Source organism: Exiguobacterium sp. s39 (assembly GCF_018618925.1).
Taxonomy (GTDB): domain Bacteria; phylum Bacillota; class Bacilli; order Exiguobacteriales; family Exiguobacteriaceae; genus Exiguobacterium_A; species Exiguobacterium_A abrahamii.
This window is the reverse complement of sequence record NZ_JACSNA010000001.1, coordinates 1527821-1543544: the sequence shown is the minus strand read 5'-3', so window position 1 is coordinate 1543544 and position 15724 is coordinate 1527821. Positions and strand designations below refer to the sequence as shown.

16 protein-coding genes are annotated in these 15724 nt (G+C 47.5%); 13 read left to right on the top strand and 3 right to left on the bottom strand.

Features of this window, described 5'->3' with window-relative positions; genetic code table 11:
* Positions 1-687 (top strand): ankyrin repeat domain-containing protein, encoded by a 687-nt coding sequence (locus KNQ11_RS08190; protein ID WP_214771054.1) that lies wholly within the window; start codon positions 1-3, stop codon positions 685-687.
* Between the two features lie 48 nt (positions 688-735).
* Here KNQ11_RS08190 and KNQ11_RS08185 read toward each other — a convergent pair whose 3' ends face one another.
* The 3 genes from KNQ11_RS08185 to KNQ11_RS08175 are packed head-to-tail and all read right to left on the bottom strand — an operon-like array spanning position 736 to position 3436.
* Complete coding sequence (locus KNQ11_RS08185) at positions 736-2307, bottom strand: type IV pilus modification PilV family protein (protein ID WP_214771051.1); 1572 nt, start codon at positions 2305-2307, stop codon at positions 736-738.
* Positions 2308-2325: 18 nt separating this feature from the next.
* Entirely contained in the window at positions 2326-2946 is a 621-nt protein-coding gene (locus KNQ11_RS08180) for a prepilin-type N-terminal cleavage/methylation domain-containing protein (RefSeq protein WP_214771048.1), read from the bottom strand.
* Positions 2909-3436, bottom strand: coding sequence for a prepilin-type N-terminal cleavage/methylation domain-containing protein (locus KNQ11_RS08175; RefSeq protein ID WP_214771045.1), 528 nt, complete (start codon positions 3434-3436; stop codon positions 2909-2911). The genes KNQ11_RS08180 and KNQ11_RS08175 overlap by 38 nt, the downstream gene beginning before the upstream one ends.
* A 229-nt stretch (positions 3437-3665) precedes the next feature.
* Between KNQ11_RS08175 and KNQ11_RS08170 the strand changes: the two genes are divergently transcribed.
* The 12 genes from KNQ11_RS08170 to KNQ11_RS08115 all read left to right on the top strand — a co-directional run bounded on the left by KNQ11_RS08170 (position 3666) and on the right by KNQ11_RS08115 (position 15710).
* Positions 3666-4988, top strand: a complete 1323-nt coding sequence (locus KNQ11_RS08170) for a G5 domain-containing protein (protein WP_251139645.1) — start codon at positions 3666-3668, stop codon at positions 4986-4988.
* Between the two features lie 15 nt (positions 4989-5003).
* The gene (locus KNQ11_RS08165; RefSeq protein ID WP_029342268.1) at positions 5004-5318 is read left to right on the top strand and encodes a hypothetical protein; all 315 of its coding nucleotides are present in this window, start codon (positions 5004-5006) and stop codon (positions 5316-5318) included.
* Between the two features lie 8 nt (positions 5319-5326).
* Positions 5327-6991 carry a GspE/PulE family protein gene (locus KNQ11_RS08160; protein ID WP_133207584.1) on the top strand — a complete coding sequence of 555 codons (1665 nt, stop codon included), beginning with the start codon at positions 5327-5329 and terminating at the stop codon, positions 6989-6991.
* Positions 6988-8034 (top strand): type IV pilus twitching motility protein PilT, encoded by a 1047-nt coding sequence (locus KNQ11_RS08155; protein ID WP_214771042.1) that lies wholly within the window; start codon positions 6988-6990, stop codon positions 8032-8034. Before KNQ11_RS08160 ends, KNQ11_RS08155 begins: the two co-directional genes overlap by 4 nt.
* Positions 8035-8038: 4 nt before the next feature.
* Complete coding sequence (locus KNQ11_RS08150; RefSeq protein ID WP_214771039.1) at positions 8039-9256, top strand: type II secretion system F family protein; 1218 nt, start codon at positions 8039-8041, stop codon at positions 9254-9256.
* 137 nt (positions 9257-9393) lie between these two features.
* On the top strand, positions 9394-9864 hold the full coding sequence (locus KNQ11_RS08145; RefSeq protein WP_214771036.1) for a type II secretion system protein: 471 nt from the start codon (positions 9394-9396) through the stop codon (positions 9862-9864).
* Between the two features lie 57 nt (positions 9865-9921).
* On the top strand, positions 9922-10677 hold the full coding sequence (locus KNQ11_RS08140; protein WP_035406466.1) for a prepilin peptidase: 756 nt from the start codon (positions 9922-9924) through the stop codon (positions 10675-10677).
* Positions 10678-10695: 18 nt separating this feature from the next.
* Entirely contained in the window at positions 10696-12432 is a 1737-nt protein-coding gene (locus tag KNQ11_RS08135; protein ID WP_214771033.1) for a type IV pilus biogenesis protein PilM, read from the top strand.
* Positions 12429-13151 carry a hypothetical protein gene (locus KNQ11_RS08130; protein ID WP_214771029.1) on the top strand — a complete coding sequence of 241 codons (723 nt, stop codon included), beginning with the start codon at positions 12429-12431 and terminating at the stop codon, positions 13149-13151. Before KNQ11_RS08135 ends, KNQ11_RS08130 begins: the two co-directional genes overlap by 4 nt.
* 107 nt (positions 13152-13258) lie before the next feature.
* Entirely contained in the window at positions 13259-13834 is a 576-nt protein-coding gene (locus tag KNQ11_RS08125) for a Maf family protein (protein ID WP_214771027.1), read from the top strand.
* A gap of 46 nt (positions 13835-13880) precedes the next feature.
* A complete protein-coding gene (radC, locus tag KNQ11_RS08120) occupies positions 13881-14513 on the top strand; it encodes a RadC family protein (protein ID WP_050677672.1) in 633 nt (210 codons plus the stop codon).
* Positions 14514-14675: 162 nt separating this feature from the next.
* The gene (locus tag KNQ11_RS08115) at positions 14676-15710 is read left to right on the top strand and encodes a rod shape-determining protein (RefSeq protein ID WP_029342258.1); all 1035 of its coding nucleotides are present in this window, start codon (positions 14676-14678) and stop codon (positions 15708-15710) included.
* The last annotated feature ends 14 nt before the right edge of the window (positions 15711-15724 follow it).

The window sequence follows — 15724 nt, the reverse complement described above, 5'->3', positions numbered from 1 at the left end:
ATGAAACGCAGACGAATTATTGTCGTCCTCTTGATTTTAATCATTATTGGAATCGGGGGAGCGGTATATGTTACGAAATCAAATCAACAAGCAACACTGGAGCAAGGACTGCGTTCAGAAAAACCAGAACGACTTGCGAATGCATTAAAAGATGCTTCTTTATCAACAAAGGAGAAAAATCGTTACATCCGTCGCTTCCAAGAATCACTCGCTTTTGACAAAGCAAACCTCCTTCTTGATGAGCAGACCGTAAAAAATAAAGCGAACTGGTTTTATGCGGCGCAATTTGCGCCGCGTAGCACAGTCGCTGAATGGTTGGCAGAAGGTGCGAAAATCAGTCAACTGAATGCGCAAGGTCAGTCGGTTCTTCATGTTGCAACGAGTGTGAATCGATCGATTGATGCGTATGCTCTTTTGATAAAAGAAGCGTCGAAGAAAGAGCTCAATCGTATCGATGACTTTGGTCATACACCACTCTTTTATGCGACACTAGATCAAAATGAGGCAGCGATTGAACTGTTGCTAGAAGCAGGAGCTGATTCGAATCGTGGGAAAGAGAAACCGGTCTATGAAACGGTCAAACAAAATCGAAAAGATTTGTACGCCATGTTAGAACAGAACGGTGCAACGGTAGAAATCAAAAAGGTGAAAAAGCTCGCTAAAGAATACCGAGCAACAAAATTTTAGTCAAAAAAGAGTCATTCGTCGCAAGCGAATGACTCTTTTTTATATGTGTTACGGTTGAACGCGTTTTGGTGTTTCGACATACAATTGGACTGCTCGATTGAGTGGAAGTAAGGCTGTTGGATTTTTTAATACCGTCGCATCATACGCCATACGTAGACGGGATGCTTCAAAGTCAGATGATTTGTTAGCGACCATCAGTTTTTCGAGTTCTTTTACGTTTGCAGGAAACGCATTTTCAGGTAAGTCCAATTTTCCACGGTAGGCGTTGACTTCTAGATTACCCCTCGTAAAAATGCCACCGCGTACATTCATCGTCGAACCTACAGAGTAAATCGTATTTTTTTGATTGTCATCACTATATAGAAAGGCATTTAAATCAGGTGTAGTTGTTTGGGGCGTCGAAAATTTATTGACGCGGTTAATGACGAGATTTCCTTTACTGAGTAAAATCAATGTATTTTGTTTAGTTGTTGAAGTCAGCCCTTGAATGTTTGCGTCATCCAGACGACTTGTTCCGGTCGCATAAATCGTCGTTGCGAATCCAACATTTCCTCGAATCAGTAAGTTGCCAAGAACGACGAGAGGACGTTTGATCTCAAGCGGCTGGGTCAAAGGATTCAAGGAAGAGATCGTTAAGTTCCCGTTAATGATTAAAGGTTCGAGTGTTTCTTGAACAAGATCATCTGTCAATGTCACGGTATTGCCTGTGTTTAATGCTGGACTAATCATTTGTCGCTTTGTATCAAGTTCCGTTAAAAAAGGTCCCGTTAATATAGATTGTGGAATCGAGGAGTTTTTCAATGTAGACGCGACTTGTGTAAGAGGCGTATTCACCGGTAGTTTCAGAAAGTCGTTCAACGCATAATCAAAATCGAACGGAACGAGTGTTTCTTTCGTTGATACTAGCTCTGTTGCACCTTTCGGATCAAAAATCGTTTTATCACACACAAGGTAATCTCCGCACTTCAGTAATGGCTGATTCTTCTCTTGAAAAACGCGTACCTGACCTGCGATATAAGGAAGTGCTTTGGTATTAGTAAAGGTTCCATCCTCGTCGTTGTATTTAAATATCGGGGTCGCAGTTGCTTGCAGAGCGTTGCGGGAAAAAATATTACCTTCGATCAAGGGAGCACCATTTAAGATGACTTGATCATCTGAGCCTAATGTATAGTACAAAAAACTAGGAATCGCAGACAAATAGACACGTTGTCGATACGTTTTTTTGATTGCCGGCTGATCGCCTTTTTGTTTTGAAACTGTCGCCGTTAAATCAAGCGCTTTGACACGAACGTTCGATGCGGCTTCATTTAGCTTGACGGTCACGTTCGGAACGATTGTTTTTAAGGGTAAGACGATAGAGCTGTCGAGATTCTCAAACAATGCTTGAGAAGAAGTCGTTGGTGAAGTCCCAGTCGTCTTTGAAACGATGTTTTGGAGGGAAGCGACTGCTAAATCAAGATCATTTTGTGTCGTCGTCTCGACATCGATATCCGTCTCGCGGATTTCGGTTAGGCGAGTTGACTGTAAACTGATGCCAATCGTCGCAACAGCGAGGACAGACAGGACGGTTAAAGTCACAAGAACGAAAAGTAATGTATAGCCTTGTTCGGATTTACGCATACCGTGTTCCTTTCTGAGTTAAAATCCAATCGTACTCGTGAAGGTCTGGACTTCTTCTTGATCTGTCGATTGAATTGTAGTTGTAATCGTTAAAATACCGTGAATGACGTAGCGCCCCGGATATGTTCCTGATGTAATGGTTTGATACTCGGGACTCGATAACTTGAACGTTTGAAGTAATTCCGTTTGGTCGTCGATCGACTGTGGTGTCGATTCGTATGTTAGTTCGGTGCTGTCTAAAGTTTGTTCTGCGAACGTATAACGAACTGGTGTCACTTCCTTCTCTGAAGCAGATGCTTCTTCTGTTGCGTTAAAAGGTTCAAATCCACTGGCACGCTCAAGTAACCCAGTGTCGGCATTCAAAACAGGGAGTGTTCTTTTATAAAACGATAGCTGTTTTGCTTCATCGATCCGGATTGCATCAAATCCACCGATTTCATTTAATATGATACCGACGCGGCTATCAGCTTCACTACGAAGTTCACTGATGATTCCTGTTGCCCGAAAGCTTTTCGTACCAGAGATGAACACAGTCAGGATGACAGCACTGAAAATCGAGGCGATGACGATGGCGACGAGTAGTTCGACGAGCGAGAAGCCGTCATTTTGTTGTCGGAAAACTTTGATTGAGCGTCGCATTCGTAATCGATCCTTTCAATGATGTAATCGGTTCAGTTGTTCCTTCTATGTATACGAATACATGGAGGTCAAGAAGATTCGGATTAACGACTCCTTCGAGTTTCCGAGGTGTCACACTGTATTTGACTTCAAAGACAATATTATTGATTTCAGGATTAGTAAAGATTGATGAGCAAATGGCCGATAGTTCACAAGAAGGAGACGTAGGCTCTGGAATGACATATTTCCCATTCAGATAAGTCGCTTTGTCTGCCTGTGTAGATAGAGAACTGAAGGCGAAGGGTTCATCACTTGTCGCTTCTAAAGCTTCTCGCTTGATATAAGAGGTTGCGTTTTTTGCCAGATAATTCGCAAACGTCAACTCCGTACTGTCGCGTGAGGCAGCTAGTGACTGAGAAAAAATGCTGATCAGAGAGACCGATATGATAGATAAGATCGTAATACTGACTAATACTTCGATTAGCGAAAAACCGCCTTGCTCGCGTTGCATGGATTCACCTCTACTTCATGATAGATGAGGATGAAAGATCCTAAATGATTTTTCTAGAAAATCAAAAACAGCACCTATTCACAGATCATGAAAGGATTTGTCAGGATAGGACTTATGTTTCATCATAATATTCATTATAATGGAAATACTAGGCACCTGAAATGATTAAATTCATACAGAAAGGAAACAGATGATGATTAATCCGAAGCGTTTTGCTATACATACACTTTTGCTACTTGTACTGGTAGCCCTGATTTACGTACCATCGTTTGCCTTGATTTCCTTTACCGGTAAAGCAACGGCACCTACGACGTTTTCTGAGACGGCACGGATTGGATCGGTTCCAGTCAGCGGCATGGATCGAAAGGAAGCACAATCGAAAGTTGAGAAAGCGATTACGGAGTGGACGAAGAAAACGCCGCTGACGACTGGAACGGGAGAAGAGACGACACCGATTCCAACAGAAGTCGTGACGATCAACGCCGCTGATTCTGTCAAAAAAGCTTCTTTGAAAAAAGGAGGAGACTTGATGGTGACGGTAGATGAAGCGTCGCTTGAGAATTTTATGGCGACACAGCCGATCAGTTACTCTGATGAGCAACTCGTTGCCTTTAAGACATGGTTAATCGATACGAGCAAAACGTTACAGGAAGGGAACTTTGATCCTGCTCAATCGGAAGCAGCGGTCGATCCGGCAGGGGAGGTCGTTTCAACGGTTTCGTTCTCGACGCGTTCTGCTGCTGAAGAACAGATGATCACGGCAATGATGAATGTGGAAATCAAGCCGGGACAATTGATGAATGTTAAGACGTACGGTATGGATGCAGTCGCAGGCTCGTATGTCGGTAGCAAGTTATACGAACTGTTCGCAAAGACGCCATTTGAAATCGTCGAACGGATGCCGCATATGGTATTACCAGACGGTATCACACTAGGATATGACGTCAAAATTGATGAAAAAACAGATTTTGCCGTTCGTAATACACAAGCATCAATTTATCGTGTCATTGCGACCCAAAATGGAAGTGATGTCACGCTTGAATTGCGAGGCACACCGTTCAAGGAAACAGTCACGACCGTCCTTGAAGGCGAAAAAACGATTCCATTCCGGACGATCACACGTTATTCTGCAACGCTTACAGCTGGAACGACGAGTGATACACAAGCGGGAGAAGAAGGGAAATCGATTGAAGTCTATCGCGTGACGAAGACGGCTCAAGGTGAGAAGAAGCAGTTATTGTCTCTTGATTTCTACGCAGCCATCCCAGCAATCGTCACAAAGAGTAGTCAAGAAGAACAAGCACCTGTCGTCGTACCTGAACCGGAAGACGACACGAACTCCGATGATTCGACGGATACGAATGATTCCAATGATTCAACGGATACAAATAATGACCAAACGACGGATGAACCGCAGACAGATGGCATTGAGACGCCAGATACACCAACGTCTCCGACAAGTCCGACGTCACCCGATACACCTGATAGTAATGAAACGGGTGATCCTGCTTCACCAGTAGAAGGTGAAACAACAGGGGAACCTGTCGGATAAGAAGGAGGAAACAAGATGAACTGGACGACGATAGCAATTGAACTCGGTATCATCATCGGTCTAGCGACAATCATCTGTGGTCTGATGTTTGCAGTGACGATCCCTTACGTGACGACCGTGACGACAAAAGCGATTTTATCCGTTGCGGCGATTTTGATCGTGACGTTGATCTACTTCAGCATCCAGCTCGACTGGATTACGAACCCACTCGTTCTCGTCGGAATTGTCGTCTTATGTCTGTTGACGGCAGCAGTGACGAGTGTAATGGATGAAAAACATCAAAAACCGGATGTGTTAGAGGAAGAAGAAACATGGCACGCGGAAGGATGACACGTTAAATGGCAATGAAACGAAAACGTTTAGGGGAAATGTTGATCGAAGAAAGCCTCGTGACGGAGCAACAAGTCGAAGAGGCGTTGACGGTCAAACGATCGACCGAAAAACTCGGGGATGCACTGCTTCGACTTGGTCACTTGACGGAACAACAATTATTAGAGGCGCTACATCACCAATTGAAGATTCCGATCATCCAGCTGTACAACTATCCAGTTGATGTCGCCGTCACGAAACTGATCTCAAAAGACCTCGCACAGCGACATACACTCGTCCCGGTCTACCGGGAAGGAAATCGTTTGTTCATCGCTATGGCGGATCCGATGGATTTGATCGCGATCGACGATTTGCGGATGCAGACCGGTCTATCAATCGATGTCGGAATCGCGACGCGTGACGAAATCAGACGAACAATCCTGAAATACTACGACATTGATTCGTCGTTACGGGAGCTACTCGAATCCGACGACATGATGGAGTCGGATCAATCCCGTGATGTCGTGACACGCGAAGATGCACCCATCATCCGGCTCGTCAATCAAATTTTAGAGAACGCGATTGCCCAGCGTGCATCGGATATTCATATGGATCCGCAGGAAACGTCGATGACGATCCGAATCCGGATTGATGGTGAATTACGAACGGAGAACAACTATCCGAAACAGATCCAAAGCATTCTGACGACCCGGATCAAGGTCATGAGTGAACTCGATATCACCGAGTCACGCTTGCCACAGGATGGACGGATTAAATATATCTTTAACGGGTTACCATATGATTTCCGTGTCTCGACCTTGCCGACCGTTTACGGCGAGAAGGTCGTTATCCGGATTCTTGACAGCTCGAACTCGAACATCTCGATTTCAAAAATCGGTTTTAGTTCGCGAAACGAATCACAGTTCCGAGAGATGCTGAAGCGCCCGAACGGGATCATCTTGATCACTGGTCCAACCGGTTCCGGTAAATCATCGACGTTGTATGCTGCGTTGAATGAGCTGAACGACGAGTCACGCAACATCATCACTGTTGAAGATCCGGTCGAGTACCAGGTCGATGGGATCAACCAAGTTCAAGTCAACGCGAAGATTGGGTTGACGTTTGCGAACGGTCTTCGCTCGATCCTTCGTCAGGATCCGAACGTCGTCATGGTCGGGGAGATTCGAGACATCGAGACGGCTGAGATTTCGATTCGTGCTTCGTTGACAGGACACTTGGTTCTTTCGACTTTACACACGAACTCTGCCGTTAGTTCGATCACGCGATTGATTGATATGGGTGTCGAACCGTTCCTTGTTGCTGCTTCTGTCAGTGGATTGATTGCACAACGACTCGTTCGCCGTGTCTGTCGCGATTGTGGTGAAGTTCATCCGATTTCGAAACGAGAGCAAGAGTTATTTGATCAAGAGGGAATCGAAGCGACGACTGTGATGCGTGGTCGTGGCTGCTCGTCTTGTAATATGACGGGGTACCGTGGACGGGTTGCGATTCAAGAGGTCATCATGGTCGACGAAGTGTTACGCCGGATGATCATGAACCAATCGACGGAAAGCGATATCACAGCGTACGTCAAGGGACAAGGTCAACGATTCCTGCTTGCAGATGGTCTATCAAAGGTCGCGGACGGGATTACGACGACGGAAGAGATTTTACGGACGGTGATTTCAGAATGAACAGTACGATGGAACGGGCACAAATCGAAGATATTTTACGCTCATCAAAAGAACGAGGAGCGTCCGATGTTCACTTGACAGCAGGATCACCACCCGTCTTTCGAATCAACGGAACGTTGACACCGTTTGGAACAGAAAAGATGAAACCGATCATCATTGATGGTTTTGTCCAATCGTTGATCACGGAAGAGATGTATCTACAGCTGAAGCAGGACCGGGACATCGATTTTTCGTTCGGTGTAACCGGTGTCGCCCGGTACCGGGTCAACTGTTTTTATCAACGAGGCGCTTTGTCGATGGCGTTTCGGACGATTCCGACCGAGGTGCCGACGCTTGAGCAATTAGCATTGCCACCTGTCTTAAAACGATTCTTAACGAAACCACACGGCTTGATTCTCGTGACGGGTCCGACGGGTTCCGGAAAATCGACAACACTTGCAGCGATGATCAATGAAATCAATCAGACAATGTACAAACGAATCATTACGCTTGAGGATCCGATTGAATACTTACATAGTCATCATAAAAGTCTGATCGATCAGCGGGAAATCGGGATCGATGCGCCACGTTTCGCGACCGGGTTGCGGTCAGCGCTCCGTCAAGATCCGGATGTCATTTTGCTTGGAGAGATGCGAGACCTTGAAACGATTGCGACAGCCGTGACAGCAGCAGAGACGGGTCACCTTGTCTTCGCGACAGTCCATACGTCGACGGCTGCCTCGACGGTCAGCCGGATCATCGATGTCTTTCCGTCGGAGCAACAAGATCAGATTCGGGCTCAACTGGCGAACGTTCTTGCGGGCGTCGTCTCGCAACGCCTGATGCCGCGTTCAGACGGTACAGGACGTGTCGCAGCTCTCGAGATCATGGTCGATACACCAGCTGTATCGAACTTGATTCGGACCGGTAAGGAATATCAGATTCAATCCGTCCTGCAGACGGGTAAACAATACGGCATGCAGACGATGCAGATGGCATTGCAGGATCTCGTCAGTCGGGGATTGATTCCGGCTTCTGCTGCATCACCGTACATATCGGGGTGAACACATGGCAGTATTCATTTATGAAGGTCGGACGATTGCCGGCAAACGAAAGAAAGGCAAGATAACAGCACTGACGAAACGAGAAGCCGCAGAACGATTGCGGACGGATCAGATTGCTGTGACCTCACTCGAAAAACAAGAATCGAAAGGGTTGAACACAGAGATTACGTTTCTCAGTGCAAAACCGAAAATTGAGCATCTCGTCATGTATGCGCGTCAGTTCGCGACACTTGTGCGGTCCGGCGTCTCAATCGTCAAGGCGACGGAAATTTTACGGAAGCAGACGGAGTCGAAACCACTCGAACGCGCACTCGTTGAGGTCGAAGATGACTTGCGGAGCGGCATCCAGTTTTCTCAAGCGATCGAAAAACATCCACGTGTCTTTGATACGTTCTTCGTCAGTATGGCAATGGCGGGAGAAGCGAGTGGGAATCTTGAAGAAGCGCTCGATAATATCGTCACTCAACTTGAAAAACAATACGAAATCAAACGGAAAGTCATTTCGGCGTTGATTTACCCAGCAGTCGTTTCACTCGTTGCCGTTGGAGTCGTCGTCTTCTTGATGATGAACGTCGTGCCGACCTTTGCGTCGATTTTCGATCAGCTCGGGAGTGAACTACCGTTAATCACGAAACTCGTCGTCGCCGTATCCGACTTCTTCGTCGCCTATTGGTGGGTACTGTTACTGATTGCGTTTGGATTGATTGGCTTACTGTATTTTAATTTGAAAAATGAACGACAACGTATTTTCTTTGATCGTTTCTTATTGATGATTCCGGTCTTCGGTCCATTGATTCAAAAGTCACAAATCGCCTTAATGACGCGTGGCTTATCTGTACTGTTAAACGCTTCGGTCCCGATTTTGGCATCACTCGACATCACAGAACGAATCGTCACGAACCGCATCATCCGTAAGGGGATTGCGGGTGCCAACGAAGCGATGGCACGTGGGATTCCGATGCACGAGCCACTTGAGAAAAACAAATATTTTCCACCTCTCGTCACGCAGATGATTGCGATTGGGGAAGAGTCAGGGCGTCTTGATACGATGTTGACGGAAGTCGCGAACTTTTATGAGACGGAAGTCGAGACAACAACGGACCGATTAAAGTCGATTATTGAGCCACTCTTGATTGTTGTCTTAGCAGCAATCGTCGGTGTCATCGTCATTGCCGTCGTCGTACCGATGTTTAAAATTTACTCGGATATACAAGCAAGTTGACAATTGTAAAAACATTTACCTGTTGTGAAAAAAAGACATAATCTACAAAAAATATGGTGCTACTATAATAGTATTCGTCTGGATAGTATTACCTACTAGCCACGCACAGTAAAAAAGTACTAGGGAGGCATAATGTAATGGTAGAACGGTTAAAAGAAATCTGGTTAGATGCAAAACAAATGCGCGATGAGCGCGGACTGACGTTGATCGAGTTACTCGTCGTAGTCGTTATCTTAGGAATTATTGCAGCAATCGCTGTCGTCGCAATCGGTGGATTGATCGAGAACTCGCGTAAGGATGCAGTCGTTTCAGATGCGAAGCAACTAGTATCGGCTGCGAAGTTGTACACTTCATCTAACCCAATCAAACCTGGGGAAACAGTTGTAATGGGAGTTGAAAAAGGCGGAGAGACTTTCACTGCAGATGATGGTGTAGTTCTTGATAAGTATATCGATAGCATGGAAGATCCGTTTAACTCACCAGAAAAATACACAGATGCTTTTGTTTCTGTAACAGAATCTGCTGGTAAGTATACTTATTCTGTAACGCTTAACGGCGATGAAGACTACTTTACTAGTAAAGCTCCATCTGCACTAAAACGTTGGTAATTACTACCCCCTCCTCGGGGGTTTTTTTCTGAACTTTTTTGAAAGGGAGGTCGTGTCATGACGATCGTCTTCACGGTTTATTTTTTCTTGTTAGGCTTACTCATCACGTCGTTTACGAACGTCGTCGGTCTGCGCGTTCCGGTCGGGGAGTCGATCGTTCATCCACGCTCCCATTGTCCGACGTGTGGACATGTTCTTGGACCGCTCGAATTAACACCGGTACTCGGTTACGCAGTACTCGGTGGGAAGTGCCGCTCTTGCGGACAGTCGATCTCAATCAAGTATCCAGCTCTTGAATTACTCGGAGGGATCCTATACGCCTATGCCTTCTGGCAGTTCGGTTGGTCGATGGAACTCGCGTTGACGCTCGTCCTGACGAGCTTGCTATTCATCTTGACGATGTCGGACTTAGCGTACATGCTGATCCCGAATAAAATTTTACTTATCTTTTTGCCGATTGCCTTGATTGTGCGCTACCTTTCTCCACTCGAAAACTGGTATAATCCAATTATTGGTGGAATCGTCGGGTTCGTTCTATTATTCGTCATCTTTCTTGCTTCCCGGCGTGGTATGGGGGCAGGGGATGTCAAGCTGTTCGGACTACTCGGGATCTTCCTTGGACCGCTTCACGTCGTCATTGCCTTGTTCGTCTCGGCATTCGTCGGTTCCGTTCTTGGCTTAACGTTACTTGGGCTCGGACGCGTGAAACGGAAACAACCAATTCCCTTCGTTCCGTCGATTGCCGTCGGGACATTACTGACATATTATTTTGCGGATGATTGGGTATCGTGGTACCTCGATTTACTGCTTTAAGAAAGGAAGAATGTACATATGGCGCAACGGCGTAAAGGTACCTATATTTACTTTAATTTCACCGATGTCGCAATTTTCGGTGCAGTCGTCAAAAAAGGCGTCATTAAGCGCCGGGCAGTCGTCGCGCTGCCGCCGGGAACACTTCAAGGAGGCTGGTTGCAACCGGAAGCCTCGCTTGATTTCATCTTTGACGGGTTACTGACGAAGCTGAAAGTACCACGTGGCTCGCAAGCGGTGCTGGCGCTTGATGGTTCACTCGTTCTCGCCCGGAAACTCGATATTCCGGAAACGATCGAGACGAATCAAATTCGCGGTTACTTATTCATGGAAATTGGACATAGTATCGTCTTGCCGTTTGAAGAACCGTATTTTGATTACACGGTTCTGGAAGAAGACGGCAAGCGAGAAATCATGCTCTATGCCGCGCCAAACGAGGCGCTGAAGCAATATACGCAACTGTTCAAACAAAAGCATTTACGACTGGTCGCAGCTGAACCACAACCGCTCGCAACCTACTTCGGGATTGAAGCCCATCATCCGGTCGCAACGGAAGCCGATACGTTATTGATCTGGAATGCGAATGCAACAAACCATCAGCTGATCATCATCGAAGATCACGTGCCGCGTTTGATTCGCTCCGTTGATACGTTTGCGGCTGACGCGTGGGATGTTGATGTCATCGACGACCAACTGCATTACCGTTACCGTTCAGATGATCCGACGGTCGAACTCGTCTTAGACGAGATGTTGCTCGAGTTCTCACGAGTGCTCGATTTCTATCGTTTTTCACTCGCGCGCGAAGGACGGGAAATCACGAACGTCGTCCTTGCCGGCGACTTCCCGTTCCGTGATGAACTGGCGACGCGTTTCCGGTCAAACTTCGATTTAAACCTTGATGAGATTCCAGACATGATGACGATTGACGGACAGTCGATTCCACGGGCCTACTTACCACTCGCTGGTCTTGCTTCACCGCGAAAAGACCGCATCAACTTGTTACCGGAAAACGATGAAGCACCGAAGTACCCACTCGTCGCTTCATTGATCCTCTTATTGTTCGGAGGACTCGCCGGTGGCTATCTCTACTGGCAAACCGATCAATTCGCGGACCGCGTCGAATCGACGAACGATCAAATCCAGATCGTCCGTCAGTTGCAGTCGGAATCGGATCAATCGGCGAAACAAGAAGTTGCACAACTTAAACAGACGGTCGAAGGACTCGAAACGACGCCTCGTCCTGCTGTACCAACACTTGAGCGGATTACCCGTTATCTCCCGGAGCGCGGTTACATTCTTCAATTCGCCTATGGAGCAGATCATGCCGTGACGATGACGACACAATTCGAGACGCTTGATGAACTGAACGATTTTTATCGCGAGCTACTGACGGATAAAGTCTTCTCAGGAACGAATCTTGCCAGCGTGACGACACGAACGATGAATGAAAAGGCAGACGTCGTCACGACAACGACGGTTGATCCGACGACCGGACAAGAAGTCCCGACGACGGAAATTACACCGTCTGACGATGCCAAATCAGAAGAACCCCGTTATATCGGACAATTCTCGTTAAACGTCAACCCGACGGAAGTCGTCAAAGGTGAGACGAACGAGGCTGATCCGGAAGTACCAAAAGAAGATCAGCCGTCTGAATCGGAAACGGATGGCTCGACGGAAGCGACTCCTGAGACCGATACGACGGAGACGACTGATCCGAATGTAACGACTGAAATCGAGGAGGTGCCGGACAATTGAAACGTTATAGTAGCTTCATCCTCCTCGGTCTAACGATCTTGATCGTCCTCGGTGCGGTTGGTTACTTCGGTTATACGACGTATACGACACACCAAACGTTGCAAGAAAAAGAAGCGACGTTGAAGCGAGAACAGATGGTACTCGAGCAAGCGAAAGCGAACGAACAGAAAGTCGACGTCGCTGAATCAAGCTTCTTGCAGCAAAAAGTTCCAGTGACGGCGTCAAACGATGACGTCATCGATGCGATCAATGCGTCGAGTCAGATTGCCGGTGTCAAAGTCCAGTCGATCACGTTTGGTCAGGCGACAGAGACAGCACCACAGTCACCGGTGACATCAACGCCTGCAGTTGACGGAGCGATGGCGACAGAATCGGACCAGGCTGAAACAACTGCCGCTGCACCGGTCACCGCGAACGCAACGCCACTTCCGGCATCACTAACAGTTGAAGCCCCATCGTATGTTGAACTGATGGCATTCTTAAAACAAATCGAGCGGACGGATCGAATCACGGTCTTACGCCAAATCCAGTTGTCAGGACCGGAAGAACCAGGTCCAGGCAGTGGAACGGTCTTACTTGAGGATGAGATGCTCTCGTTCACAGTCGAGATCGAATCGTATTATCGTCCGGATTTGACGAAGCTGACGCCGGATAAGCAAACCCCACTCGAGGAGAAGACACCGAAGTCGGATCCGTTTGTCGATGTGACAGGAAATTAAGATAAAACAAGTGGTTCCTAGACTGTTAGGGACCGCTTGTTTTTTGTTAGACTAAACGATGACTCGAATTATCCGATTCGAAATTAACGGGAAAGAACGTGATACTGATGATAACGCAACCACACTTGATTCTCGCGTCGGCTTCACCACGTCGGACGGAACTCCTACAACAAATCGGGGTTCCTCATGAAGTCGTACCGGCGAATGTCGTCGAAGAAGCACCATACCCGATGTCACCGCATGAATACGTTCGCCATCTATCACAAAAGAAAGCGCGAGCGATTACAGCAGATGGTGTCATTCTGGCTGCCGATACGGTCGTCGCGATCGATGACATGATTCTTGAGAAGCCGGCGGATATTTCTGAAGCGCGGGCGATGCTTGCGCGTCTGTCAGGACGTGCTCATGAAGTCGTGACAGGCGTGACGATTCGCTTCGGAGAGAAGGAAGAGACGTTCGACGTGACGACGCACGTCCGTTTTGGTGCATTACCAGACGAGTGGATGGAAGGCTATATCGCGACGAACGAGCCCTATGATAAAGCGGGTGGCTATGGCATCCAAGCGATGGGTGGTCTGTTCGTCGAGGCGATCGAGGGCGATTACTATAATGTCGTCGGACTGCCGATCCACGAGATCACAAAACGTCTCGCGTCCTTTGACATCAAGCCGATGTTTGCGTAATCCTGAAACAGAGAGGTCGGATGCTGTGATTGAATGGCCGAAGGATATGGTTCAGTTAAAAGGCTTGGCACAAGCGACGACAGTCGAGTTACTGGCATGTCTCGTCCGAAGTGGAACGCGCGACCGGACACCGCTTGAAATCGCGGAAGAATTACTGCACATCTATCCTTCGTTGATCGAACTTGAGGCAGCGGGAGTCGGTGGGCTCGAAAAAGCACCGGGGGTCGGGAAGGCGAAGGCACTACAAATCATGGCTGGACTAGAACTCGGTCGACGGCTCGTCACTGAACCCAAATGGGTGCGACCGACGATCCGTTCACCTGAAGACGCAGCCGAACTGTTGTTAGAAGAGATGCGCCTCTATCAGCAGGAACATTTCATCTGCCTGTATTTGAATACGAAAAATGAGGTCGTCTCGAAAAAGACGTTATTCATTGGAGGATTGAACACGTCGATCGTCCACCCGCGAGACGTCTTCCGGGAAGCGATTCGCTGCTCGGCTGCGAACTTCATCGCCGTCCACAATCATCCGTCCGGTGACCCGACGCCAAGTCGGGAAGATATCGAGGTATCCGAGCGACTCGTTGAGGCGGGACGACTCATTGGAATCAGTTGTCTTGACCACATCATCATCGGGCATGGACAATTTATTAGTATGAAACAGCGCGGATTTATGTAAGAATAACGTCTGAAGGGAAAGGTTCGATTCTTTCCATCAGACGTTTTTTTGTGTGTTTTCTAAGGCGAACTGTAAACAAGCTGTAACGTTTTAACGCTTTCCAATGAAGGCTTTTCCGTTATAATTAGTGAAGTGTATTCTCAGAGAGGGGTTTTTTGAATAATGTTTGGATCATTCAGCCGTGAAATCGGCATTGACTTAGGTACGGCTAACACGCTTGTGTATGTAAAGGGGCAAGGAATCGTCGTCCGCGAACCATCCGTCGTCGCCTTCCGTACGGATACAGGGAAAATTGAAGCTGTCGGTAACGCAGCGAAAAACATGATCGGTCGTACGCCGGGTAACGTGACTGCACGACGCCCGATGAAAGACGGGGTTATCGCGGATTATGAAACAACCGCTACGATGATCAAATATTTCATGGATCAAGCTTCGAAGAAAAAAGGCTTGTTCTCTTCTAAGACGAACGTCATGATCTGTGTACCAAGTGGTATCACATCAGTCGAAAAACGTGCGGTCGAAGATGCAGCGAAACTTGCAGGTGCGCGTGAAGCGTACACGATCGAAGAACCATTCGCAGCAGCAATCGGAGCTGGTCTTCCGGTTTCAGAACCAACAGGCTCGATGGTCGTTGATATCGGTGGTGGTACAACCGAAGTTGCTGTCATCTCACTCGGTGGTATCGTCACGAGCCAATCGATCCGTGTCGGTGGTGATGAGATGGATGAGTCGATCATTCGTTACATCAAATCGAAATACAACTTGATGATCGGGGAGCGGACAGCTGAGACGTTGAAAATGACGATCGGTTACGCTCGCATCGATGAAGAGTCAGAAAACGAAACGATGGAAATCCGTGGACGTGATCTCGTCACAGGTCTTCCGAAACAGATTGAAGTCACAAGTGCGGAAATTTGTGACGCACTCTCAGATACGGTCGAAGCGATTCTTGCAGGTGTCAAACACACGCTTGAGCAGACGCCTCCTGAATTATCAGCAGACGTCATGGACCGCGGAATCGTCTTGACAGGCGGTGGGGCACTCTTGAAGAACCTCGACGCTGTCATCGAAGACGAAACACGTATTTTGACACTCGTTGCAGAAAATGCACTCGATTGTGTCGCAATCGGTACAGGAAAATCACTCGAGATGATGAATGTTCTTCGTTCGAAATCAGGCATCTCGCAAAAAAGATAAGGACGGGATGAGCG